Below are 24,478 nucleotides of genomic sequence, written 5' to 3'. Positions count from 1 at the left end.
ATCCTCGTCATTGCGAGCGAAGCGACGTGTCCGCCTTAGCCCGCAGAGCGACGGCGGAAGCAATCCAGGGTCGCGCGCTGCCCAATACAGCGCCCTCGCCCCTTGTGGGAGAGGGCATGTAGGACAGCGCCTCGAACTCGGTTGGGTGAGGGGTTCTCTCCTCGAGCAACGTCTGTCGAAAGGTCCCCCTCACCCAACCGAGTGCGCCGATAGGCCGTACATGCCCTCTCCCACAAGGGGCGAGGGCGCAGTCATGCACACCGATAGTGCTGCGCGTCTTCTCCTTGTTGCTACGGATCATCACTGCGGCGCACCGATCGCAAACACATCAGCGCGCTCGATGATGAGGTCGCGGAACAGGCGGGCGCGGTGGGACATCCATTGCGGGTCGGGATAGACGACGTGGAGCGGCAGCGAGGGGACGTCGTAGTCGGGCAGCAGGTGGACGAGCTTGCGGGATGCGATATGAGCCACCGCGCACCAGTCCGGCAGCACGGCGGCGCCCAGCCCCTCCAGCGCGGCCAGCGTCATGATGTCGGCGTCGTCACAGGTCAGCGACGGCGTGATGCCGACGACGTGGCGGCCGGTCTCGGATTCGAAGCTCCATTCGTTCTTCGGCGACAGCCGCGAATAGGTCACGCAGGGCAGCTGGCGCAGATCGTTGGGCAGGCGCGGCGCACGGTGCCTGGTCAGCAGCGCCGGCGATGCGACCAGCAGCCGCTTCACGGTACCGACGCGGCGCGCGACCAGCGAGCTCGATGAGAGCACGCCGATGCGGATGGCGAGCTCGGTGCCGGTCTCGACGAGGTCGACGAACTGCTCGGTGAAGCGGATGTCGAGCCGCACCTCGGGATAGCGGCGCCCGTACTCGGCAAAAATGTCGGCGAAGAAGAAGCGGCCGAACGAGGTCGGCACCGTCATCCGCAGGGTGCCCGAGGGCGCGCCGACGCGGCGCGGCGACGGCACGCCGGCGCTCTCGAACAAGGTCACGATGTCCTTGGCGAGCTTGAGCACCCGGTCGGCATCGGGCGTGGGACGCAGCTTGCGCGTGGTGCGGACGAACAGCCGGCAGCCGAACTGCTCCTCCAGGAGCGCGATCCGCTTCGTGATCGCCGGCTGGCCCAGGCCAAGATCGGCCGCCGCCTGGGTGAAGCTGCCGGCCTCCATGACCCGGATGAAGGTCTGCAGCGCGTCGATCCGGTCCATCCATTCCTCCCCGGAATGAGTTTTATTCTTGCCATTCCGTATACGTGATCGGGAGGACTGGTCTAGCCTCTCAAAAAAATCACGAGGGAGGGAGACCCATGGAGAAGTCGATTGGCATCGTCGGCGCCGGCATCGGCGGGCTGCATCTGGCGCTGTATCTGCAGAAGCACGGCATGCAGGCCACTGTCCTGACCGACCGCGAGCCCGAGCAATATGCTGCAACGCGACTGATGAATACCGTGGCGCACCACGGCATCACGGTGGCGCGCGAGAACGAACTCGGCGTCAACCATTGGGACGATCCCGAATTCGTCTATCACCACCATGATCACTTCTTCAATTTCCCGGGCAGCCCCCTGCTCTTCCGCGGCGCGTTCAAGCAGCCGAGCCGCGCGGTCGACTACCGGATCTATCTGCCGGCGCTGATGAAGGACTTCGAGGATCGCGGCGGGACCATCGAATACGCCAGCATCCAGGACGACGACATCCCGGCGCTGGTGTCCCGTTTCGATCTGCTGGTGGTGTCGACCGGCAAGGGCGCGCTGGGGCGGATGTTCAGCCACCGGCCGGAGCTGTCGCCCTACAACCAGCCGCAGCGCCTGCTCTGTGTCGGGCTGTATGACGGCGTCGATCACGGCAGCCCTGACGGCGACGATCCGCGCGGCGTGACGCTGTCGGTGTCGCCGGGACATGGCGAGATGATCGTGATCCCGACGCTCACCTTCGGCGGCATGAAGACGGCGCTGCTGATGGAGAACATCCCGGGCGGCGACATGGCCGAGCTCGTCTCGCTCAACTACGACGCGGACCCGGCCGGCTTCCGCCAGACCATGCTCGACAAGCTCGAGAAACATCATCCGCACACCTACAACAAGATCGATACGCACCGCTTCGACCTGCAGCCGCTGGACCTGCTGCAGGGCGCGGTGGTGCCGACGGTGCGGCGCTCCTCGGTCAGCTTCGACGACGGCAAGATCGCCATCGCACTCGGCGACGTGCATTCGGTGGTCGATCCGATGATGGGCCAGGGCGCCAACATGGCCTCCTACGCCGCGTTCGAGCTCGGCAAGGCGATCGTCGAGGCCGTGGCGTTCGACGACCGCTTTGTCGAGACGGTGGATCGCGCGCGAGAGAACCGCGTGATCGCGGCGGCGCGCTGGACCAACCTGATGCTGCAGCCGCCGTCGGAGGCGATGGGCCGGCTGATCTTCACGATGGCGCAGAACCGCGCGCTATGCGACGAGTTCACCGACAATTTCAACTATCCGGAACGGCAGTGGGACCGGCTCGCCAGCGACCGGCGCATCCATGCCTGGATCGACGAGCGCACGCCGCTGGCGGCCTGAGACGGAGGAAGCGGAGCAGCTCATGAGCCATCATGCCGATCCCGCGAGTTTTCGCGCAGCCGCCTCGCGGTTCTCAACCGGCGTGACGGTCGTCACCAGCAGCGATGCCGACGGCGCGGCCGTCGGCATGACCGCCAACAGCTTCACCACGGTGTCGATGCAGCCGCCGACGGTGCTGGTCTCGCTGAAGCGCGGCCGCACGTGGCAGGCGGTGAGCGAGACGCGGCGCTACGCCGTGAACGTGCTCGCGGCCGATGACGTCGCGATCGGCCGGCACTTTGCGGGGACGCCGCTGGCGCAAGGCGCGCCGATGCTGGATGCGCGTGACGGCTTCTTCATGCTGCCGCAGGCGATCGCGCAATTCGGCTGCGATGTGGTGAGTTCGGTCGAGCTTGCCGACCACACGCTGTTCATCGGCGAGGTCCGCTGGTGCCGCCACCGCGACGGCCTGCCGCTGGCGTTCTATGCGAGCCGGTTTCGCAATGGCGTGGGCGCGGAGATCCTGCCGGGCGATGCGCTGGCTTATCCGGCGGAGGGGTGGAGTATTTGATCGCGCGGCGCGGCGCCAATTCGCCAGTCGCTGCTGCGGCTGCTCACCCTCATGGTGAGGAGGCGCGTAGCGCCGTCTCGAACCATGAGGCCCGAGTCGCGGGCCTCGCCCTTCGAGACGCCCGCCTCCGGCGGGCTCCTTAGGGTGAGGGGCGAGAGTTCTCTCTTGAACAAAAACCCGATGCGGTTAGCCGGAACAAAAACCCGATGCGGTTCGCCGGGACGACTTAGTGAGCCAAACATCGTCACATTGAAGACTGCGGGTCCGGCACAGTCGTGAGGCTCAACCGCCGATCGGTCCGGGGTCGACGCCCCCCGTTGTGGCGGCTCCAGAATGACCGGAGCGCGGCCACGTGACGATCGAAGCCGGATGTTACTGCCCAGCCGCCTCCGCCGTCAAATGCATCGGCGCCGCAGGCGCGCGGCCCGCGGCTGAAGATCCACAGCCGTTCCGCCGGAGCGAGATCAGCGCCGCTCGTTCAGCATCGGGAAGCCGCGCTGGTGCCAGACCGGATAGGCCGCCGGAATGTCGCTCGCGGCATCGAGCGTGGCCACCTGCTCGGCCGTCAGGTTCCAGCCGACCGCGCCGATGTTCTCGACCAGCTGGTTCTCGTCGCGGGCGCCGACGATGATCGTCGACACGGTCGGGCGCTGCAGCAGCCAGTTCAACGCCACCTGCGGAATGGTCTTGCCGGTCTCCTTGGCGACGCCGTCGAGCGCGTCGACGACGCGATACAGCCGCTCCTCCTCGAAATGCGGACCCGTACCGGCGATGTCGTGGGCGCGCGTGCCGGGCTTGGCCGGCTGTCCGCGGCGGATCTTGCCGGTCAGCTTGCCCCAGCCGAGCGGGCTCCAGATCACGGCGCCGACCCCCTGGTCGATGCCGAGCGGCATCAGCTCCCACTCATAGTCGCGGTTGAGCAGCGAGTAATAGGCCTGGTGCGCGACGTAACGCGGGTAACCGTAACGGTCAGCGGCCGACAGCGACTTCATCAGGTGCCAGCCCGAGAAGTTCGAGCCGCCGATGTAGCGGATCTTGCCGTCGCGCACGAGCTGGTCGAGCGTCGAGAGCGTCTCCTCGACCGGCGTGTTGTAGTCCTGGCCGTGCAGCTGATAGAGGTCGATGTGATCGACGCCGAGCCGCTTGAGCGAGCCGTCGACCGCTTCGATCAAATGCTGGCGCGACGAGCCGTAATCGTTGGGACCGTCGCCCTTCGGGAACGTGCCCTTGGTCGAGATCAGGAGCCGGTTGCGCTTGCCCTTGATGGCCTGGCCGAGAATGGTCTCGGCGAGGCCGCTCGAATAGACGTCGGCGCTGTCGAACATCGACACGCCATGATCGAGGCAGACGTCGATCAGCCGGCTCGCGCCATCGGCGTCGGTCGCGCCCCAGGCCTTGAAGAAGTCGTTGCCGCCGCCGAAGGTCGCGGTGCCGAAGCTGAGCGCGGGCACCCGCAGGCCGGAATGGCCGAGACGTCGATGATCCATGATGGTCTCCCTGTTGAAAGCATGAATACGCGGACACGCGGCCGGCCGCCATGGGGCACCTCTGCATGGCCCGGCTGCGCCGGCCTGTGAGTCTGCCGGCCAATCGCCTTGACCCGGGGCCCTGCCGCTTGGTCTAACCGGGACCGATCGTTTGAGCCTGCTGGGAACCCGCCGATGCGCATCGCCACCTGGAACGTCAATTCCGTCCGGCAACGGATCGAGCACCTCGTGACCTGGCTCAAGGAGTGCTCGCCTGACATCGTCTGCCTGCAGGAGATCAAGTGCACCGACGATGCCTTCCCAAGGCTCGAGATCGAGGCGCTCGGCTACAACGTCGTCACCCACGGCCAGAAGACGTTCAACGGCGTCGCTCTGCTATCGAAGCTGCCGTTCGACGAGACCAAGTCCGGGCTCGACGGCGATGCCGAGGACGTGCATGCGCGGTTCCTGGAGGGCGTCGTCAGCTTGAAGACCGGCGTGGTCCGCATCGCATGCCTCTATCTGCCCAATGGCAATCCCGCGAACACGGATAAATATCCCTACAAGCTCAAATGGATGTCGCGGCTTCGTGACTATGCGCGTGAACGGCTGAAGACCGAGGAGCCGCTGATCCTCGCAGGCGACTTCAACGTGATCCCGGCCGCCGCCGACGTCTCCAACCCGGAGGCCTGGGTCGACGACGCACTGTTCCGCCCCGAGACTCGCGCGAGCTTCCAGTCGCTGCTCGGCCTCGGCCTGACCGACGCGCTGCGCGCCGTCAACGACGCGCCGGGACAGTACACGTTCTGGGACTACCAGGCCGGCGCCTGGCAGAAGAACATGGGGATCCGGATCGATCATCTGCTGCTGTCGCCGCAGGCCAGCGACCGGCTGGTCGAGGTCGGCATCGACAGCTATGTGCGCGCCTGGGAGAAGCCGTCGGATCACGTGCCGGTGTGGGCCGATTTCGATCTTGAAACGGCGTGAGCCCCGTTTAGGCGGCGCCGGCGACCGGACTGCTCCGCGACGTCGCTCGCGCGTTGATCTCGATTTCGCGATAGACCCCGGCGATGGCGTCGAAGCCGGCGCGCAGCGCGCGCATCTCGCGTCCGGCCAGCCGCACGCCGATGCCGACGCGCCCGGGCAGCACGCTCGCGGCCGCGTAGAGGCCGTCAACCGGCGCGATCGCATGCGACAGCAGCTGGCCGATCGCCCCGGGATCGTGCGAAGGCAGCAGCAGCGTGGCCGAGCCGAAGGCGCGGTGCCCGTTGAAGCGGGCGATATCCGGCTCGCGCAGATGCATGTGGTCGATCAGCACGGGCTCCGCACCCGGCCGCCGGACGACCAGCGTGGAGTCGAGTTCGCGGAACAGCCGGCCCTGCCCGTCCGGATCGTGCATCGTGAACGCGTCGGTGACGAGTGCAAACGCATCGCCGGCGCAGTCGAGCTCGAGCACTTGGCGCAGCGCGGCGTCGGGAAACAGGATGCGCGGCTCCGGCCGATAGTCGAGCGACGCGCCCGCCGCGACGCGCAGCAGCACGTGTTCCACGGCGCGCGTGCCTGGTTCGGCGCGATGCACAGAGGTCGCGCCCTGCGTGGTGATGCAAACCGCCGCCGCTTCCGCCAGCGTGAAGCGCTGCGTCAACCGGTCCTCGCCATGGACGGCGCCGCTGCCGGTCTGGAGGATCACGCTGAGCTGGTCCGGCCGCGCGGCATCGGTATGGAAGCTGCGCGTGAGCACGAAGGGCCAGGCGAACAAGCGCCGGTCGATGACGGTGCGGCCGCCGCGGCGGACGAAGGACAGGTCGAGCCGCGGCTTCTCTGGGCCAAGATCACTCACGTGCGGAACAGCACCTCGCGTTCGAGCAGATCGACGATCGCGTCGATGCCCTCGCCCCGCCGGCAGTTGGTCAGCAGCACCGGACGGCCACCGCGCACCTCCGTGGCCTCGCGCTGCATGCGGGTGATGTCGACGCCGACATGGGGGGCGAGATCGACCTTGTTGATGACCAAGAGATCGGCGCGGATCACGCCGGGGCCGCGCTTGCGCGGGATATCGTCGCCGCCGGCGACGTCGATCACGAACATCCAGAAATCGGTGAGGTCGCGCGAGAAGGTCGAGGCGAGATTGTCGCCGCCGCTCTCCAAGAGGATCAGCTCGACGCCGGGGAAGCGCCGCTCCAATTCGTCGGCGGCCTCGATGTTCAGCGTCGGGTCCTCGCGGATCACGGTGTGCGGACAGGCGCCCGCCTCCACCGCCGACACCCGCTCGGGATCGATCAGGCCGGAACGGCGCACGCGCTCGGCGTCTTCAGCCGTGACGAGATCGTTGGTGATGACGGCGATGTCGATGCCGCGCGCCTGCAGCGCGGGGATCAATTGCTCGACCAGCGCGGTCTTGCCGGAGCCGACGGGGCCGCCGATGCCGACGCGCGCGGCGGTCATGGGTTGATCGACACGGGTGAGAGCGAGACGGCTCATCGCAGCATGAACCTCCTGGCAAGCGGCACGGAGGTAGCCGACGGACACATCAGCAGCTTGCCGTCGGCGCGCACCTCGAAGGTCTGCGGATCGACCTCGACGTGGGGCATCGCCGCGTTGCGGATCATGTCGGTCTTGCGCAGGCGGCGGACGTTCTTGATCTGCACGGTCTCGCGGCCCAAACCCAGCCTGTCGCGAACGCCGGCATCGACCGCAAGCTTGGACATAAAGTTGACGCCGAGCCGCTGCGGCGCGGCGCCCAGCGCGCCCCACATCCGCTTCTGGATCATCGGCTCTGACAGCCCGAGGCTGCCATTGCCGTCCCCCATCGCGGCCCACACCGGAAAGCCGTTCTTGATCACCATGTAGGGCTTGAGCCCGAACGAGGCGCGCGGCCACAGCACGAGATCGGCCATCTTGCCGACCTCGATCGAGCCGACGACATGATCGATGCCGACGGCAATGGCCGGATTGATCGTGAGCTTGGCGACGTAGCGCTTGATGCGCTCATTGTCGGCACGCGCCGTCGTCTCCTCGGGCAGCCGGCCGATGCGGTCCTTCATCACGCTGGCGAGCTGCCAGCATTTGGCGACGTTCTCAGCGAGCCGGCCCATGCCTTGCGTGTCCGTGCCGAAGATCGAGATCGCGCCCATGTCGTGCAGAAAGTCTTCCGCGGCCATCGACTGCGCACGCACCCTGGCCTCGCCGAACATGACATCCTCGGGCGAATTGTAGTTGAGCTGATGACAGATCATCGTCATCGGCACGCCCTCCTCCATGCCATAGGAGGTGTAGGGATTGGTCGGGTTGGTGGAGGACGGAATGACGTTCGGCCAGGACACGACCTTGAGCAGGTCCGGCGCGTGGCCGCCGCCGGCGCCCTCGACGTGGTACATGTGGATGGTGCGGCCATCGACCGCCGCCATCGTGTCCTCGCAGAAGCCGTATTCGTTGATCGAGTCGGTATGCAGATGGACCGCGAAATCATGACGATCCGCCGCGATCAGCGTCTTGTCGATGACATCAGGGGATGCGCCAAAGTCCTCGTGGATCTTGACCGACATGCCGCCGGCCGCGACCGCCTCTTCCACCGCCTCCGGGTTCGAGCCGCCGCGGCCGAACAGCGCGTAGTTCAGCGGCGAGAACTCGATCGACTTGAGGAAGTGGCCGAAGTTCGGCCCAGAGCCTGAACCGACGTCGAACACCGGACCCGAGCCGTTGCCGACCATCGTGGTGGTGCCGCCGGCGAGCGCGTGATCGGACTGTTCCGGCGAGATCAGATGCGCGTGGCTTTCGATCGCGCCTGCGGTGACGATGAACGGGCCGCCCGCGATCGGCGCGGTGGTATGGCCGACCACCATGTCCGGATGCACGTCCGGCATGATGTCGGGATTGCCGGCCTTGCCGATGCCGACGATGCGGCCATCGCGAATGCCGATATCGGCCTTCACGATGCCGATCACGGCATCGACGATGGTCGCGTTCTTGATGACGACGTCGAGGGCCTTGTGAGTGGACGTCCGGTGCGCGGCGACGGCCTCGCCGTCGCGGATGTTCTTGCCGGCGCCGACCAGCAGCTCATGACCGTAGGTCGTGTAGTCGTGCTCGATCTCGGCGAGCAGGCTGGTATCGGCGAGCCGGACCAGGTCCCCTTTCGTGGGACCGTAGAGCTCGGCATAGGCTTGGCGGGTGAGTGTGGCCATGGCTCAGGCTCCGAGATAGCCGCGCGACTGCGCGAGCTTGAGCGCGGCGTCGCGCGCGCCTGGCGCGTCCAGCGGGCCGTTGACCAGCCCGGCCTGGCCGCGCACGATCCGGTCGCCTGTGATCGGCACGAGACGAACTGATTTGAAGACACCGGGCTCGAAGCGGACACCGAGGCCCGCGGGCCGGTCGATCTTCATGCCCCAAGCGGCGGCGCGGTCGAAGCGCAGCGCGCGGTTGACCTCGAAAAAGTGGGTGTGGCTGCGTACCTGGACGTCGCGATCCCCGGTGTTGACGACGTCGATCGTGACCGCCGGCAGATCCGTGAACATCGAGATGTCGTCGCCGCCCGCGATGATCTCGCCGGGCACGACGTCATCACTCGCAGCGCCCTCGGCGGGCTGGATCGGCTCGAACAGCGCCATCACCTTGGTGCCCTCGGCGAACATCAGCTCGACATAGAGCATCGGGATCATCTGGGCGACACCGGGCTCGACGTCGTCGGTCGTCAGCAGCCGTCCCGCCATGTCGCGGATCTCGGCGTAAGGCAGATTGCGGCGCGCGGCGGTCATCACCTCATCGGTGATGTAGGCGACCGCCTCGGGATGGCTGAGCTTGATGCCGAGCTGGCGATTGCGCCGCGCCATCTGCGCGGCGTTGAAGATGACGAGACGATCGAGCTCCGTCGGCGACAGGTTCATCATGGCCAGGGCACCTCAGGTCGTGAACATCCGCACGTGCCGCAACGGCCCGCGCGACACGGCGATATCGATGAAGGGCGTGAAGCTCGACGGCGTCGCGTCGTCGTCGGGCGCGTCGGCGAGCAGATCCGCGAGCAGCGCGCGGGCGCGCGCTAGGCTCTGCTGCGCGTCGATGTGGCCGATCAGGCCGAGCCGCACGGCGGCGCTGACGAGGCCAGTGATCAAGGTCCAGCCCGAGACCAGCTCGGCGGCATCAAGGCTCAGGCGGGCGTCACGGCCGGCGATCGCCTGCACGACGGCAAGATGGCCAAGCCGCGCATCCGCCGAGACACGCGCGCGATAGGACACCGACAGCGGACCCGCGAGCTTGACCCAGACGCCGAGCAGCGCCCTGCCCGCGCGCCGCGATCCCTCGCGCATCTCGGCGGACGGCGTGGTGGCCTCCGCGAGGCGGTCAACGGCTGCGATCGCAGCGATGTCTCGGGCCAGCCAGGCGCGCCGGAGCAGAACGCGATCCATCGTGGCCCAACGCTGTGCCAGATGATCGGCGATGACATCGTTGAGATCATCGCGACCGGACAGCAGACCGTCGGCCGCGAGTCCTTCGATGCCCCAGGAGAACGCGAAGCCGCCGGCGGGAAAGGCGCTGTCGCCGAGTTGCAGCAGCGCCAGCGCCTCGCCGCGGTCAAACATGGTCGCGCTCCACCACCTCGCCGGAGTCGAGCAGCGACTGGATGCGGGCGCGATAGGTGGCAAGCGGCGCGTCGAGCAGGACGACGAGGCAGTCGCCCTCGAAGCGGACGCGCCAGTGCAGATTGCCGGCGTGCCAGCCGAGCTTCAGCGCGCAGGCCGGATCGCGCGCGCGCAGGCGCCAGACCTGCTGCTCGCCGAAACGGGCGATGATGGCGCGGTCGGAATCGAGATGCAGCAGCGCGCCGTCGATGAGTTCCTCGTCGCGGTCGAGGCTGACCGCGCAGTCGGTACCGCGATCGGTGGTCAGGCGGAAGCGCTTGCGGCCGGAATCCTCCGGCGGAACGAACAACAGCTCGATGCCGCCGCGATGCTCCAACGTATGCAGTTGCCGCGCATAGATCTTGTCGTCGGCGCGTCCCATGATGCCGTGCAGACGGAGCATCGGCGGTGGTCCTCTTTGTTGTTCAGCGCTCGTGGTTCGATTGGGGCCTCGTGGTTCGAGACGCCCGCCAAGCGGCGGGCTCCTCACCATGAGGGTTGAGATCGTGTGCGGGACTTCCATGCGATGTGGCTGCAAGCTCATAGGAGTTCTTGCGGAGCTCGCTCTTGCAAATTCTTGCAGAGCAAGCCCTGGCAACAGACGCTCATCTCGCCACACCCACCGCCCTTGTCCTGAGGAGCCCGCCGCTTGGCGGGCGTCTCGAAGGACGATTGGCGAACTCGCCTCTCTCGCCCCCCCTACCGCATCGTCGCCGACACCTCCTGCGAGGTCACGAGAATGACCTCGCCGTCGAGGATCGGCTTGGCGATGCCGAAGAAGGTCGCCACCGCGGCGGAGCCGTTGTGGCGCTCCATCGCGGCCTTGTCGGCGAAGCGCTCATAGGTGGTGAACAGACCGGGCTCGGTCTCGCTCTGCGAGATGAAGAACCCGATCGTCTCCGGCTCGTTGGCCGCGACATGGGCCGCGACGGCGACGAGGGCGTCGCGCATCGTGGCCTCGTGTCCCGCCTTGGCCCTGATGACCGCGGTGATGGTGATCATCAGAACTTTTTCCAGTCGCCGTCGGCCTCGAACGCCGCCGCCGCCTGATAGATCGTCGCTTCGGCGTAGTCCTTGCCGATCAGCATCAGGCCGACCGGCAGGCCGTCGGAGAGGCCGCACGGCACGGTCATCGCAGGATGACCGGTGACGTCGAACGGGCTCGTCGTCGCGGTCATCTCGAAGGCGCGCTGCACGACTTCGGCGAGCGGCGCGTCCTTGGCCGGGATCGGCGTGGCGACACACGGCAGGGTCGGCATCAGCAGCAGGTCGTAGGAGCCGAACATCGCGTCATAGGCCGCCTTGGCCTGGATCGCGATGTTGCGCGACTTGGCGTAGTAGCGGCCGCGATAGTGCTCGAGGCCCCACTGGCCGACCAGCATGGTCAGCTTCAGGGTCACCGAGAGATCGTCGGCACGCGTGCGCCAGCCGGAATGCGCGTCGAGCAGGCCGACGTCATAGAGGCCCTTCCAGTTGAAGCCCATGCCGTTGCCGAGCATCATCTGCACCAGGAAGCCTTCCAGCGTGATCGGATTCCACGCCGCCAGCGCATGCATGTGCTCGGGGATCGAGACCTCCGACACGGAGGCGCCCATCTTGGCGAAACGCTCGGCGCCGGCCTTGACCTTGCTGACCACGCCCTCCTGCATGTTCGGCGCGCTGAAGCCTTCCTTGAGCACGCCGATCTTCAGACCCTTCACGCCCTTGCCGAGCGCCTCGGTGTAGGCCGAGACCTTCGGCGCGTATTGCCGCGGATCGAGGCCGTCGGCGCCGGCCAGCACTTCGAGCAGCAGCGCGTTGTCTTTGACGTTGGCCGTCATCGGTCCGGTGTGGTCGATCGTCGACTCGATCGGCATCACGCCGGTGTAGGGCACGAGGCCGTGGGTCGCCTTCATGCCGTAGATGCCGCAATAGGATGCGGGGATACGGATCGAGCCGCCCTGGTCGCCGCCAATGGACATATCGACCTCGCCGGCCGCCACCAGCGCGGCGCTGCCCGACGACGAGCCGCCGGCCGAATAACCCATCTTCCAGGGGTTGTGCACCGGCGCCGGATCGGAGGTGTGGCTGCCGCCGGACAGGCAGAAGTGCTCGCACACGGCCTTGCCGACGATGGTGCCGCCGGCATCGAGGATGCGCGAGACGATGGTGGCGTCCGCGGCGGGAATGAAGCCTTCGAGCGTGGTCGAGCCGTTCATCATGGGAACGCCGGCGAGCGCGACGTTGTCCTTCAGCACGACGGTACGGCCGGCGAGCTTGCCGGAGCCAGCGCCCTTCACCTCGGTCTTGATCGCCCAGGCGTTATACTTGTTCTCCTTCGCCGGCGGCTTGGCGCCCGGCGTGCGCGGATATTTCACCGGCGGCAGCGGGTTCGGCAGCTCATCGATGATGTCGTACTGATCGAACATGCCGCCCATCAGCGCGAGATATTCGGCGGCCTCCTCGACCGTCATGTTCATGTGCAGGCTGGCGGCGAGATCGGCGACTTCCTCGGCATTCGGGCGTTTGATTGACATGAGTCATCCTTTCTTGTGAGGACAAGCTGGAGCAGAGACTAAGAGTGTACAGTTCAGTTGCGCCGACGCAGCCGCGCCGGAATTCGCTAGCTCGGAATCATCTGACCTTCCCGGGCCAACAAAGTCTCACGGTCGAGTTCCTCGGTGATGCGTCCCTTCTGGATGTGCAGGATGCGGTCCGATAACGACGTGATGAATTCGAGGTTCTGCTCGACGACGATGAGGGACATCTTCCAGCGCGTCTTCAGCGCCAGCAAGGTCTCGATGATCTCCTCGATGATCGAGGGCTGGATGCCTTCGGTCGGCTCGTCCAGCAGGATCAGCTTCGGCTTGGTGCACAGGCAGCGCGCCAGCGCCAGCAGTTGCTGCTCGCCGCCGGACAGCGCGCCGCCGCGGCGGTCGAGCAGCCGCACCAGGCGCGGGAAATCCTGCAGCACGGCGTCGATGACGCTGCGGTCCTCTTTCGGAGCCGCGGCGAGGCCCATGCGGAGGTTTTCCATGACCGAGAGATCGGGGAAGATCTCGCGGCCCTGCGGCACCAGGCCGATGCCGAGCCGGGAGCGCTCGTGCGGCTTGAGATGGGTGATGGTCTTGCCGGCGAACACGACGGAGCCGTCGGTGGTCGGCAAATGCCCCATCAGGGTGCGCAGCGCGGTGGTCTTGCCCATGCCGTTATGGCCGAGGATGCCGAGATACTCGCCGTCGGCCACCGTGAGGTCCACGCCGAACAGAATCGGGATTCGGCCATAGCCGGACTTGAGGCCCTTGACCTCGAGAAGCGCGCTCATGCCGCCACCTTCTTGCCGAGATAGACGTCGCGCACGCGCTGATCGGCGAGCACCTTGTCGACGGTGTCCTCGACCAGCACGCGGCCCTGGTGGAACACGGTGACGCGCTTGGCGATCTGCTTGATGAACTCCATGTCGTGCTCGACGACGACGATGGCGCGGGTCTGATTGATCTCACGGATGATCGCCGCCGTATGGAAGGTTTCCTCGTCAGTCATCCCTGCGGCGGGTTCGTCGAGCAGGATCAGTTCAGGTTCGGCGGCGAGCACCATGCCGATCTCGACCCACTGCCGCTGGCCATGCGAGAGCGTCGCGACGATGCTTTCGGCATAGTCGGTCAACCGGATCATCTCCAGCACCGCGTCGACGGCAGGTCCCTGCTGCCGCGGCGTCGCCTTGCGGCGCACGGCCATCCAGATGTTCTCGCGCACCGAGAGACCGTTGAACACGTTCGGCACCTGGGTCTTGATGCCGATGCCCATGCGCGCGATCTCGTGCGAAGCCTTGCCCGCGATCGGCATGCCGCGGAACGCGATGGAGCCGGAGGTCGGCACCAGCTGTCCCGTGAGGGTCTTGAAGAACGTGCTCTTGCCGGCACCGTTCGGGCCGATCAGGCAGCGCAGCTCCATCTCCTGCAGCGTGAAGGTGATGTCGTCATTGGCGACCACGCCGCCGAAGCGCATCGTCAGGTGCTCGGCCTTGAGCAGAGGGACGAGTTCCGCCATGTCATTCGGCTCCTGCGGGATGCGGCGCTGCCGCTGACGGCACGGGGCCATTGGTCTTCGGCTTCTTATCCGGGATCAGCCGCATCACCAGATCACGCGCGGTCGGGAAGATGCCTTTCGGCAGCAGCAGCACGAACACGACCAGCACGCCGCCGAGCACGAGGTTCGAGTTCAGAAGCTGCTGCGAGCCGATATAGGCGACGATGTACTCGATGACGACACAGCCGATGATCGGTCCCAGCAAGGTGCCGAGGCCGCCGACGGTGATCCAGATGATGATCTCCGCCGAGAGCGACAGGCTGAAGATGGTCGGGCTGACGAAGGCGCCCCAGTTGACGTAGAGCGCGCCGGCAAGACCGGCAATGGCGCCGCCGAGGATGAAGGTCAGGCACTTCACAAGCCGCGGATCGTAGCCGAGCAGCGAGGCCCGGACCTCGTTCTCGCGCACGGCGACGATGATGCGACCGGCCGGCAGCGCCAGCAAGAGCCGCAGCAGCAGGAACACGCCGAGCAGCACATAGGCGGTCGTCCACCATGACTGCTCCGGCGACAGCACCGTCGACGGATCGAACGGCATGTTGAAGGTCGGTACCGCCGGCATGCCGTTGAAGCCGCCGAGCAGCGCCTTGCCGATCTTGTAGGCGTCGCCCGAGGTCGAGTTGACCGAGTTGAACAGGATCAGGGTGACGGTCAGCGTGATGACGCCGAGATAGACGTCGGAGATGCGGCCGAAGAAGATGAAGTAGCCGAGGATCGCCGCGAACAGCGCGGGCACCACGATCGCCAGCAGGATTGCCGGGGTGGAGTCCTGGAAGTTCACGGCCGCGATTGCATAAGCGTAGCCGCCGAGGCCGAAGAAGGCGGTCTGGCCGAACGACAGGATGCCGCCATAGCCCCAGATGAAGGCGAGGCTCAGCGCCAGCACCGACATCGCGGCAAACAACGTCAGCTGCATCAGGCCGAACAGCTCGATCACGCTCGGCACGATCGCGATCACGCCGATGGCGACAACGGTGCCCGCGGCCTGGAGAGCGAAGCGAAGGCGCTTGTCCATCACAGGTTCCCCTTGAAGAAGCGCCCGGAGATACCCTGCGGCAGCAGTCGGATGAGCACGATCGCGGTGGTGAACACGATGACCTCGCCATAGACCGGCGTGGTGAAGTAGGCGCCGACCTGGTTGACCGAGCCGAACAGGCTCGCCGCCGAGAGCGTGCCGGAGAGGATCGCGGCGCCGCCGCCGACCACGGTCATGAACGCCTTGGCGACGTACGCTCCGCCCATCACCGGCGTGATGCCGGAGACCGGCGCGAGCAGGCCGCCGGCAAGGCCGGTGACGGCCGCACCAAGCGCGAAGGTGCTCATATAGACCCGGGCCGGGTTGACGCCGAGCGTGGCGGCCATGGCGGGGTTCTGCATCGTGGCGCGCGCGACCAGGCCGAAGCGGGTGTAGCGCATCACGCCGTAGATGATCGCCATCATCACCGCCGCCATAAGTGCGAGGAACAGCGTGTAGTAGCTCGACTGGTAGGAGCCGATCGAGAAGCCGCCGAGCGGCGTCGGCACGCCCTGCTGGGTGTTGCCGTAGATGGTGGTGATGATGCCGATGATGAGAAGACTGAGGCCCCAGGTCGCGAGCATCGAATCCACCAGCCGCCCGTAGAGGAAGCGGATCAGGCAGCGCTCGATGACCAGGCCGACCAGGCCGACGAAGACGGGCGCGATGACCAGCATCGCAATCCAGATGTTCACCCCGGCATTGGCCGAGATCACGGTCGCATAGGCTCCCAGCATGATGAACTCGCCATGGGCGAGATTGATGATCTTCATCATGCCGAAGATGATCGCCAGCCCCAGGCACAGCAGGAACAGCGAGGAGATTCCGTTGAGAACGTCGAGCGCGAGGATGACGTAGATCGCCATGCGGGGTCTTTCCGGGCAGTCCAACTCAGGGCAGTCGAGGAAACCGGGCCCCGCCGGACGGCGGGACCCGGAAGCGCGTCAGAGATTGATGATGTACTGCTTGACGTCGTTCGGGTTCTTGACGAGGTCGCAGACGCTCGCGGTGTCCGCCGGCTTGGCGTCGGTGTAGGTCTCCAGCACCGACCATTTGCGATCCTTCACCTCGGCGAGGAACGCGTTGCGGACGGTGTGGTGGGTCTGCTTGTCGAGCGAGACCTTGCCGCTCGGACCATCGAACACGAGACCGCTCTCGAGCGCCTCGATCACCTTCATGCGGTCGATGCTGCCGGCCTTCTTGACGCCGGCGGCCCACAACATCACGCCTTCATAGGTGCACGAGGCGAGCTCGCTGATGTAGGGCGAGTCCGGATGCGCCTTCTTGATCTTCTCGACGAAGCTCTTGGAGGCCGGCGTGGTCAGCTCCTCGAAATAGCCGTAGGCGCCGATGACCCCATCGCTCTCCGCCGCGTCCAGGGTCGAAGGCTCATTGACGAGACCGAAGGTGGTGGAGGCGATCGGGATCTTCCCCTTCATGCCGGCCGCGGTCCACTGCCGGTAGAACGCGGTGTGGTTGCCGCCGACAAGCGCCGACAGGATCAGGTCGGGCTTGGCCGCCTGGATCTTCGAGATGGTGGAGCCGAAATTGGTGACGTCGAGCGGGAAGAAGTCGGTCGAGAGGATCTCGCCGCCATTGTCCTTGCAGTATTTGGTCATCCACTTCGCGGTGATCTGACCGTAATTATAGTCGGCGGCGATGATGTAGGCCTTCTTGCCGGCCTTCTTCATCGCGCTCGGCACCAGCTTCTCGACCGTCTGGGCCGGCGTGGTGCCGGTGCAGAAGGTGTTGCGGTCGCAGACGCCGCCTTCGTACAGCGTATTGTAGAAGTACAGCACCTTGAAGCGGTCGAAGGTCGGGCGGATCGCCTCGCGCGAGGCCGAAGTGATGCCGCCATGCACGACGTCGACCTTGTCCTTCACGGCCAGCTGTTGGGCGTATTGCGAGTACAGCTGGATGTTGGACTGGGTGTCGTAGTGCATGACCTTCAGCGGCCGCCCGAGCAGGCCGCCGCCGGCGTTGATCTCATCGACGGCCAGCTGCAGCGCGTAGACCATCGGCGTGCCGGAGGTGCCGATCGGACCGGACTGGTCGTGCAGGCTGCCGACCGTGATCGGGTTCTCCGCCGCGAGCGCTCCCGAACGGAACACCGCAGGTGCTGCGATCAAGGTCGACGTCGCAATGGCCGAGCGTTGCAGAAAACGACGGCGAGAAAGAGTCATCAGAGGTCCCCATGGGTTGGTGATGCGGTTTCACGAGTTGGCCAAAGTTTAAAATTACAATATTTGAAATGGCAAGTTATTTTTTGCCGCGCCGTGTTGCTTTGGCGCGATCCTATCGCGACGCGACGACGGCAAAGTCGTAACCGTCCAGCTCGGCGAGGTGGATCGGATGGCGGCCACCAACCACGGGCTGCGCCTCGTTGCCGCGGGCCGTTCGCCGCTGCAGGGTGCGACCGAAGACGCGCCGCAGATCGCGCGCGTCGAAGCTCTCGGCGCGCTCGATCAGCGCGGCGAGCGCATGGATGCCTTCGTAGCAGGACTCGCCATAGCCGTTGGCCGGCGGCGGATTGTCACCATAGGCCGTGTAGTAGCGCTCCAGGAACGCGCCGTTGTTGCGCGACCGCAGCGAGGCGAAATAGCTCGAGGCGACGAAGACGTTTTCGGTCTCGCTGCTGTCGAGACCGTAGATGATGGTCTCGTCGAACGCGGAGGAGAAGCGCAGCACGTGGCGGCTGAGGCCGGCTTCGCAGAACGCGCGGTTGAAGGCGATGCAGTCGAAGCCGAGGAAGACCGGCAGCACGACGTCGCTACGCGTCGCCTTGATGCGGTCGAGCATCGCGTCGAAATCGTGCACGCCGACCGGCACGTAATGCTCGCCGGTGACGATGCCGCCGTAGCGCGCGATCAGCCGCTTGGCGATGGCGAGCGAGGAGCGCGGCCAGATGTAGTCGTTGCCGCACAGGAAGAAGCGGCGCGCATGTTTGCTTTCGGAGAGCCACTGGATGGCCGGGGCGAGCAGTTCGCCGGCGGTCTCGCCCGTGGTCATGACGTCGCTGTCCGGCGCGAGCCCCTCGAACTGCGGGGTGTAGAGGAACGGCACGCGGCCGCGGGCCGCCTCGGCGACCGGATCGCGGGCGTAGCTCGGCAGCATGCCCACCAGGCCGTCGACCGCGAGCTCCTCCACCGCCTCGGCCGCCGCCCGTCCCGCGCTGACGCCGTTGGTCCCGGCGTCGATCACGACCAGTTCCACCGGCCGGCGGCGGATTCCGGCCGCCTGGTTCAGCTCGTTCACGGCCAGCCGACCGCAGGCTTCGGCGGAGGGTGCCCACAACCCTGCCGAGCCGCATTGAGGAATGATCAGGCCGATCCGAACGCTGCGCAAACGTGCCGCCTCTGCTGTCGCAGAGCATTTGCACTCACAAATCGTGCCAAGCGCGATTCGCGGTCTTCAGGGTCGTTTATGGAGCAGAGATCGACTATTTTGATCAGGGATCGCAGCGCTGATCAAAAGACCGGCGATACGCCGCTCAATCCATAGGCAGTCGCCGCGGAGGGCCTGTGGGTCCGACTCAGGGCCCACGGACCAGCGTCTTGCGCATCGAGTAGGACGCCGCGGTGCCGAACTTGCCGACGGGCACGCCGACATCGACATAGCCGCGGGCGAGGTAGAATCGGTGCGCGGTCTCGGTGCTGAGCAGCGCGATGTCATGCGCTCCATGCGCGATCGCCCGCCGCTCGAGCTCAGCGACAAGCGCCGAGCTCACGCCGCGGAAACGCGCCTGCGGCGAGACGTAGTTCAGCGTGATCTCGTTGGGATGAGCGAGCCCGCCCGCGCCAAGAATCGCCCCCTCCTCGACGGCGACCAGCAGCGACCGGCCCTGCCCGTCGGCCCAGCCAGCAACGGTCTCGGGCGTCTTGTTGGCGAGCCAGCGAGCGAGGATGTCCGGATTGCCGCGGTGATCGGCGGCGCATAGATCGATGATCGAGGCGCGCAGCACGGCGCAGATCGCCGCGGCGTCATCAGGGGTAGCATCGCGGATCATCATCCTTCGTCCCTCCGTCACGCGGAGGGAACGCGATGCATTCCGCTGCCGCCTACTCGCGCTTGCCCTGCACCCAGCTCTCGAGCATCTGCAGCGCCGTGGCGCGGTCGTCGTCCGAGGCCTTGGCGAAGGCGCGGTTGTAGCTCTCCTTGATCCAGGCTTCGTCCGGACCAGCGCTGTCACGCGCCAGAGTGAGCCACATCAGGCCGCGCGCCGGCTGGCGCGGCAGCCGGTCGCCGTTGAACAGCATCTGGCCAAGCAAGGCCTGGGCCTGATGCTGGCCCTTCTGCGCCGCGAGGCCGAGCCAGCGGGCACCATAGCGGAAGTCCTCGCGCGAGGCGTCGGCGGTCTTCAGATACAGCCGCGCCAGATCGTACTGGGCGTCGGCATTGCCGAAATAAGACGCCGCATACGAGAACATCTCGCGGGCGCGGTCCGGATCGGCCTTCACCTTCGAGTTCGGAATACCGCTCAGATAGTACCGCCCCAGCGCCACGAAGGCATTGGCGACGATCTGCGCCTGCGGCGCCGACGGGCTGTCCTCCGCATGCGCATTGGCGATGCGGCTGAAATAGTCGAACGCGCGCATGTCGTCACGCGCCACGCCGTCGCCGGCGGCATACATCCGCCCGAGCTTGAACTGCGCGACCGGGTGACCTTCTTCCGCGGCATATTGCAACGCAGTCAGGGACTGCGTCGGATTGGTCGTGGCGGTGGTCGCGGGCATCGACTTGCGCAGCGCACCGGCGCCGGCCTGCGGCCCTGCCACGGGAATCGCCGGCTCCTGGTTGACCGGAGCGCCATCGAACGCGAACGACGGCGTCGGCAACGCGAGCGGGGCAATCCCCAGCATCAATGCAAAGATGATCCGATCAGATGTCCGCATAGCAATACTTCTCTTGCGCACCACCTGGGTGGGTGACGGCACCCGCCACGGCCGGCCCGACCTGCTGGGCATATTTCCAAAGTGCGCCCGACGTGTGATGTGTCTCACGCGGCGTCCACTTGGTTCTGCGTGACGCGAATTCGGCATCGCTCAACTTGACGTTAAGGATGCCGGCCTCGGCGTCGATCTCGATGATGTCGCCATCCTGGACCAGGGCGATCGGCCCGCCGATGGCCGCCTCCGGTCCGATATGGCCGATACAGAAGCCACGGGTCGCGCCCGAGAACCGGCCGTCGGTGATGAGCGCGATCTTGCCGCCCATGCCCTGCCCGGTCAGCGCCGCCGTGGTCTGCAGCATTTCCCGCATGCCCGGACCGCCGCGCGGCCCCTCATAGCGAATGACGATGACCTCGCCTTCGCGATAGGTGCGCTTCTGGACGGCCTCAAAGGCATCCTCTTCCCGATCGAAGCAGCGGGCCGGCCCGGTAAATTTCAAGTTCGACATGCCCGCGACTTTCACGATCGCGCCCTCTGGCGCGAGATTGCCTTTCAGACCGACCACACCTCCGGTTGCGGTGATCGGCTTGTCAGCCGGCATCACCACGTCCTGGTGCGGGTTCCACTTCACGCCTTTGAGGTTTTCGGCGATCGTCCGGCCGGTGACTGTGAGGCAGTCGCCGTTCAAATAGCCATGGTCGAGCAACGTCTTCATCAACAGCGGAATGCCACCAGCCTCGAACATGTCTTTGGCGACATAGCGGCCACCTGGCTTCAAATCCGCGATATAAGGTGTCTTTTTGAAGATTTCGGCGACGTCGAACAGGTCGAACTTGATACCTGCTTCATGTGCAATCGCAGGTAGATGCAGGGCCGCGTTGGTCGAGCCGCCGGAGGCCGCCACCACCGCAGCGGCGTTCTCCAGCGCAGCGCGCGTCACGATGTCACGCGGCCGGATGTTGGCTTCGATCAGCTCCATGACCTTCTCGCCGGCGGTCATGCAGAACGAGTCGCGAATCTCGTAAGGCGCCGGTGCGCCCGCCGAGTACGGCAGCGCCAGCCCGATCGCTTCCGAGACCGTCGCCATCGTGTTCGCCGTGAACTGGGCGCCGCAGGCACCGGCCGACGGACAGGCGACGCGCTCGAGCTCGTCGAGGTCCTCGTCCGACATCGCGCCCACCGAGTGCTTGCCGACCGCCTCGAACATGTCCTGCACGGTGACCTGCTGGCCGCGGAAATTGCCCGGCAGAATCGAGCCGCCATAGATGAAGATCGAGGGCACGTTGAGCCGCACCATCGCCATCATCATGCCCGGCAGCGATTTGTCGCAGCCGGCCAGGCCCACCAGGGCGTCGTAGGAATGGCCGCGGATCGTCAGTTCGACGGTATCGGCGATGGCTTCGCGCGACGGCAGCGACGAGCGCATGCCGTCATGGCCCATCGCGATGCCGTCGGTCACGGTGATGGTGCAGAACTCGCGCGGCGTGCCCCCGGCATGCGCGACGCCCTTCTTCACCGCCTGGGCCTGCCGCATCAGCGCGATGTTGCAAGGCGCGGCCTCGTTCCAGCACGAGGCGACGCCGACGAAGGGCTGATGAATCTGGGCCGTGGTGAGGCCCATCGCGTAGAGATAGGACCGATGCGGCGCACGCTCGGGCCCTTCCGTCACATGACGGCTGGGCAGCCTGCGCTTGATGTCGGTCTTCGCGTCCATCGCTGTTCTGGCCTCCCGGTGCTGAGGAGAACGCTCAAAATCCTGAAAATGGATTTCCGGCAGCCTCACACGCACTGGTTATGTTCTGATCAAAGTATTTCACGACCAGGTGTGGCCAAAAAGCGGCGCGTTTGCGGAGCGCCAGAGATCGTTACCAAAACTTGGTAAACTGTGGCGGCGTCGCAACATTCGTGGCCCCAGCGCCACCATTTCTTACGGAATTCAATACCGTCCGCTTACTCGGGCACCACCCCAGCCGACCTGATCATCGGCCACCACTTCTCGATCTCAGCGTGCTGCACGGTTCCGAGCGCCTCGGGCGTGCGCTGATCCGCCGCTGGCATCTGCAACCCCAGGTTCTTCATCTGATTCTGTACGTCGGGCTCCTCCAGCGCCGCGACGGCGGCGGCGTTCAGCGTCTCGACGATTGCCCTGGGGGTGCCCTTGGGCAGCCAGAGACCGGACCACAACGTCATGTGGAAACCGGGCAGCCCCGCTTCGTCGGCGGTCGGAATCTCCGGCGCCGATTCGAGACGTTTGCTGTCGGTGACGGCGTAGGCCCGGATCGTGCCCGCGCGAACCTGGGTGATGGCATTCGACGTCTGGTCGACGATGAGATCGATCTGGCCGGCGACCAGATCGTTCATCGCCGGCCCCGTGCCGCGATACGGCACGTATTGCAGCTTGAGGCCGGTGACCTGCTGGAAATACAGCCCGGCGATGTGGCTGCCGGAGCCGTTGCCCGCAGTGCCGGCGGAGGCCGGGTTCGGCTGCGCCTTCAGCCAGGCGAGAAACTCGGACAGCGACTTCGCCGGAATGTTGTTGCGGCTGACGATGATCATCGGATTGCTCGGCAGCAGCACCACGGGTTCGAGATCGGCTTCGAGGTCGTAGCCGAGCCGGTACACCGCGCCATTCGCGACATGCGTGCCGAGATGGCCGAAACTGACCGTGTAGCCGTCGGCCTTCGAGCGCACGGCACGTCCGACGCCGATCGAGCCGCCCGCGCCGGTGACGTTCTCGATCAGGATGGGCTGCCCCAGCGTCCGCCGCATGTGCTCGGCGAGGATGCGCATCATCGCGTCCGACGGCCCGCCGGCGGCGAACGGCACGATCACCGTGATGGCGCGCGAGGGATAGGTGTCCGCGCGTGCCGGCACAGCCAGCATGACGCACGCAAACAGCACGGCGAAAACAGCTCGTCGCATCACGTCCTCCCTGGTGTCGCACGCGCCGTCCGCAGACGCTGATGCGCCTGCGCCGGAACGTGCCCGAGGCCGCGGTGCTGCTTGTTAGTTAGAACTGCCCGAAGTCGATCGGCTGGTGACGATCGAGCGTCCGGGTGACCGGCGGCAGCGGATATTTAAGTCCTGTCGCGCAATTGAACAGCATGACGCGATCGTTTTTCGTCACGCGGCCGTCGGCGAGGCTCTGCTTGTAGGCGGCGTAGGTCGCCGCGCCCTCGGGGCACAGCAGGAAGCCCTCCTCGCGCGCGACCTCGGTGAGCGCAGATGAAATCTTCTCGTCATCGACGGCAATCGCGAAACCTTTGCTCTCGCGAACGGCGCGCAGGATGAGAAAATCCCCCACCGCCTGCGGCACGCGGATGCCGGAGGCGATGGTGTGGGCGTCCTCCCAGCGCGTCGCATGCTCGACGCCCTGCTCGTAGGCACGCACCATCGGCGCGCAGCCGGAGGCCTGCACCGCGACCATGCGCGGGCGCTTGGCGCCGATGAAGCCGATCTTTTCCAGCTCGTCGAATGCCTTCCACATCCCGATCAGGCCGGTGCCGCCGCCGGTCGGATAGAAGATCACGTCGGGCACGTCCCAGCCGAGCTGCTCGGCGAGCTCCAAGCCCATCGTCTTCTTGCCCTCGATCCGGTACGGCTCCTTCAGGGTCGAGGTGTCGAACCAGCCGACCTTGGCCTTGCCCTCGCCGACGATCTTGCCGCAATCGTCGATCAGCCCGTTGACGCGGTAGACGGTCGCGCCCTGCAGCTCGATTTCGCTGACGTTCACCTCCGGCGTGTCGGCCGGGCAGAAGATCGTGGTCTTGATGCCGCAGGAGGTCGCATAGGCGGCGAGCGCAGCACCCGCATTGCCGTTGGTCGGCATCGCCATGTGTTTGATGCCGAGGGCCTTGCCCATCGACACGGCCATGACCAGGCCACGCGCCTTGAACGAGCCGGTCGGCAGCCGGCCCTCGTCCTTGACGATGATCTCGCCGCCGCCGAGCTTCTTGGCAAGCTTCGGCAGGTTGATCAGCGGCGTCATGACTTCGCCGAGACTGACGATGTCCTGGCACTTGCGCACCGGCAGCAGCTCGCGATAGCGCCACATGTCCGCGGGCCGCTGCGCCAGCGCATCCTTGGTCAGCGCCTGCTTCACGCCGGCGAGATCGTAGCGCACCAAGAGCGGCTTGCCGGCCTTGGAGAGGTTGTGGATCTGGTCCGCCGGATAGTGATCGCCTTCCATCGCACATTCGAGATGCGTGACGAAGGTCGGGCGCTCGGTGGTGAGGTTGTCGCTGGATTTCATGTTGTTGTTCTTTCCTGCAGCGATCGGAGTTTGTTGTTCGTCATTGCGAGGAGCGAAGCGACGAAGCAATC

Annotated in this window: 24 protein-coding genes; 3 read left to right on the top strand and 21 right to left on the bottom strand. The window is 66.1% G+C overall.

Annotated elements, in window-relative coordinates:
* Positions 1–300: 300 nt before the first annotated feature.
* Positions 301–1,206 carry a LysR substrate-binding domain-containing protein gene (locus tag ACQR1Y_RS10980; RefSeq protein ID WP_434859054.1) on the bottom strand — a complete coding sequence of 302 codons (906 nt, stop codon included), beginning with the start codon at positions 1,204–1,206 and terminating at the stop codon, positions 301–303.
* Between the two features lie 98 nt (positions 1,207–1,304).
* Here ACQR1Y_RS10980 and styA point away from each other — a divergent pair, with 98 nt between their 5' ends.
* Complete coding sequence (styA, locus tag ACQR1Y_RS10975; protein ID WP_434877208.1) at positions 1,305–2,552, top strand: styrene monooxygenase subunit StyA; 1,248 nt, start codon at positions 1,305–1,307, stop codon at positions 2,550–2,552.
* A gap of 22 nt (positions 2,553–2,574) precedes the next feature.
* The gene (locus ACQR1Y_RS10970; protein ID WP_434877207.1) at positions 2,575–3,102 is read left to right on the top strand and encodes a flavin reductase family protein; all 528 of its coding nucleotides are present in this window, start codon (positions 2,575–2,577) and stop codon (positions 3,100–3,102) included.
* A 464-nt stretch (positions 3,103–3,566) separates the two neighbouring features.
* Here the strand turns inward: ACQR1Y_RS10970 and ACQR1Y_RS10965 are convergent, their stop codons facing one another.
* A complete protein-coding gene (locus tag ACQR1Y_RS10965; RefSeq protein ID WP_434877206.1) occupies positions 3,567–4,589 on the bottom strand; it encodes an aldo/keto reductase in 1,023 nt (340 codons plus the stop codon).
* Between the two features lie 174 nt (positions 4,590–4,763).
* On the opposite strand from ACQR1Y_RS10965, the gene xth reads away from it, so the two are divergent.
* Positions 4,764–5,555: an exodeoxyribonuclease III gene (gene xth, locus ACQR1Y_RS10960; RefSeq protein WP_434877205.1), complete on the top strand. Its 792-nt coding sequence runs from the start codon at positions 4,764–4,766 to the stop codon at positions 5,553–5,555.
* Between the two features lie 7 nt (positions 5,556–5,562).
* Here the strand turns inward: xth and ACQR1Y_RS10955 are convergent, their stop codons facing one another.
* The 19 genes from ACQR1Y_RS10955 to ACQR1Y_RS10865 all read right to left on the bottom strand — a co-directional run bounded on the left by ACQR1Y_RS10955 (position 5,563) and on the right by ACQR1Y_RS10865 (position 24,407).
* On the bottom strand, positions 5,563–6,408 hold the full coding sequence (locus ACQR1Y_RS10955; RefSeq protein ID WP_434877204.1) for an urease accessory protein UreD: 846 nt from the start codon (positions 6,406–6,408) through the stop codon (positions 5,563–5,565).
* Positions 6,405–7,049, bottom strand: coding sequence for an urease accessory protein UreG (gene ureG, locus ACQR1Y_RS10950; RefSeq protein ID WP_434877203.1), 645 nt, complete (start codon positions 7,047–7,049; stop codon positions 6,405–6,407). Before ureG ends, ACQR1Y_RS10955 begins: the two co-directional genes overlap by 4 nt.
* Positions 7,046–8,752 carry an urease subunit alpha gene (gene ureC / locus ACQR1Y_RS10945; protein ID WP_434877202.1) on the bottom strand — a complete coding sequence of 569 codons (1,707 nt, stop codon included), beginning with the start codon at positions 8,750–8,752 and terminating at the stop codon, positions 7,046–7,048. Before ureC ends, ureG begins: the two co-directional genes overlap by 4 nt.
* A gap of 3 nt (positions 8,753–8,755) precedes the next feature.
* The gene (ureB, locus tag ACQR1Y_RS10940; RefSeq protein WP_434877201.1) at positions 8,756–9,454 is read right to left on the bottom strand and encodes an urease subunit beta; all 699 of its coding nucleotides are present in this window, start codon (positions 9,452–9,454) and stop codon (positions 8,756–8,758) included.
* A gap of 12 nt (positions 9,455–9,466) precedes the next feature.
* Entirely contained in the window at positions 9,467–10,144 is a 678-nt protein-coding gene (locus tag ACQR1Y_RS10935) for an urease accessory protein UreF (RefSeq protein WP_434877200.1), read from the bottom strand.
* Positions 10,137–10,586 carry an urease accessory protein UreE gene (ureE, locus tag ACQR1Y_RS10930; protein WP_434877199.1) on the bottom strand — a complete coding sequence of 150 codons (450 nt, stop codon included), beginning with the start codon at positions 10,584–10,586 and terminating at the stop codon, positions 10,137–10,139. The genes ACQR1Y_RS10935 and ureE overlap by 8 nt, the downstream gene beginning before the upstream one ends.
* 296 nt (positions 10,587–10,882) lie before the next feature.
* Positions 10,883–11,185: a putative quinol monooxygenase gene (locus tag ACQR1Y_RS10925; protein ID WP_434877198.1), complete on the bottom strand. Its 303-nt coding sequence runs from the start codon at positions 11,183–11,185 to the stop codon at positions 10,883–10,885.
* Entirely contained in the window at positions 11,185–12,699 is a 1,515-nt protein-coding gene (locus tag ACQR1Y_RS10920) for an amidase (protein ID WP_434877197.1), read from the bottom strand. Before ACQR1Y_RS10920 ends, ACQR1Y_RS10925 begins: the two co-directional genes overlap by 1 nt.
* Before the next feature lie 86 nt (positions 12,700–12,785).
* Positions 12,786–13,487: an ABC transporter ATP-binding protein gene (locus ACQR1Y_RS10915; protein ID WP_434877196.1), complete on the bottom strand. Its 702-nt coding sequence runs from the start codon at positions 13,485–13,487 to the stop codon at positions 12,786–12,788.
* Positions 13,484–14,212, bottom strand: coding sequence for an ATP-binding cassette domain-containing protein (locus tag ACQR1Y_RS10910; RefSeq protein WP_434859066.1), 729 nt, complete (start codon positions 14,210–14,212; stop codon positions 13,484–13,486). Before ACQR1Y_RS10910 ends, ACQR1Y_RS10915 begins: the two co-directional genes overlap by 4 nt.
* A 1-nt stretch (position 14,213) precedes the next feature.
* Positions 14,214–15,266 (bottom strand): branched-chain amino acid ABC transporter permease, encoded by a 1,053-nt coding sequence (locus tag ACQR1Y_RS10905; protein ID WP_434859067.1) that lies wholly within the window; start codon positions 15,264–15,266, stop codon positions 14,214–14,216.
* Positions 15,266–16,132, bottom strand: coding sequence for a branched-chain amino acid ABC transporter permease (locus ACQR1Y_RS10900; protein ID WP_434877195.1), 867 nt, complete (start codon positions 16,130–16,132; stop codon positions 15,266–15,268). The genes ACQR1Y_RS10905 and ACQR1Y_RS10900 overlap by 1 nt, the downstream gene beginning before the upstream one ends.
* 78 nt (positions 16,133–16,210) lie before the next feature.
* The gene (locus tag ACQR1Y_RS10895; protein WP_434877194.1) at positions 16,211–17,449 is read right to left on the bottom strand and encodes an ABC transporter substrate-binding protein; all 1,239 of its coding nucleotides are present in this window, start codon (positions 17,447–17,449) and stop codon (positions 16,211–16,213) included.
* Positions 17,450–17,561: 112 nt separating this feature from the next.
* Positions 17,562–18,611, bottom strand: coding sequence for a substrate-binding domain-containing protein (locus ACQR1Y_RS10890; protein ID WP_434859070.1), 1,050 nt, complete (start codon positions 18,609–18,611; stop codon positions 17,562–17,564).
* 187 nt (positions 18,612–18,798) lie between these two features.
* Complete coding sequence (locus ACQR1Y_RS10885; RefSeq protein WP_434877193.1) at positions 18,799–19,275, bottom strand: GNAT family N-acetyltransferase; 477 nt, start codon at positions 19,273–19,275, stop codon at positions 18,799–18,801.
* Between the two features lie 49 nt (positions 19,276–19,324).
* Positions 19,325–20,158, bottom strand: a complete 834-nt coding sequence (locus ACQR1Y_RS10880; protein WP_434877192.1) for a tetratricopeptide repeat protein — start codon at positions 20,156–20,158, stop codon at positions 19,325–19,327.
* Entirely contained in the window at positions 20,145–21,869 is a 1,725-nt protein-coding gene (gene ilvD, locus ACQR1Y_RS10875) for a dihydroxy-acid dehydratase (protein WP_434877191.1), read from the bottom strand. Before ilvD ends, ACQR1Y_RS10880 begins: the two co-directional genes overlap by 14 nt.
* Before the next feature lie 236 nt (positions 21,870–22,105).
* The gene (locus ACQR1Y_RS10870) at positions 22,106–23,077 is read right to left on the bottom strand and encodes a tripartite tricarboxylate transporter substrate binding protein BugD (protein ID WP_434877190.1); all 972 of its coding nucleotides are present in this window, start codon (positions 23,075–23,077) and stop codon (positions 22,106–22,108) included.
* An 88-nt stretch (positions 23,078–23,165) separates the two neighbouring features.
* Positions 23,166–24,407, bottom strand: a complete 1,242-nt coding sequence (locus tag ACQR1Y_RS10865; RefSeq protein ID WP_434877189.1) for a threonine synthase — start codon at positions 24,405–24,407, stop codon at positions 23,166–23,168.
* Between the last annotated feature and the right edge of the window lie 71 nt (positions 24,408–24,478).

The organism is Bradyrhizobium sp. HKCCYLRH3099 (genome assembly GCF_051167855.1).
Lineage (GTDB): Bacteria > Pseudomonadota > Alphaproteobacteria > Rhizobiales > Xanthobacteraceae > Bradyrhizobium.
The sequence above is the reverse complement of the archived record's forward strand: the minus strand, read 5'-3'. Positions and strand labels throughout refer to the sequence as shown.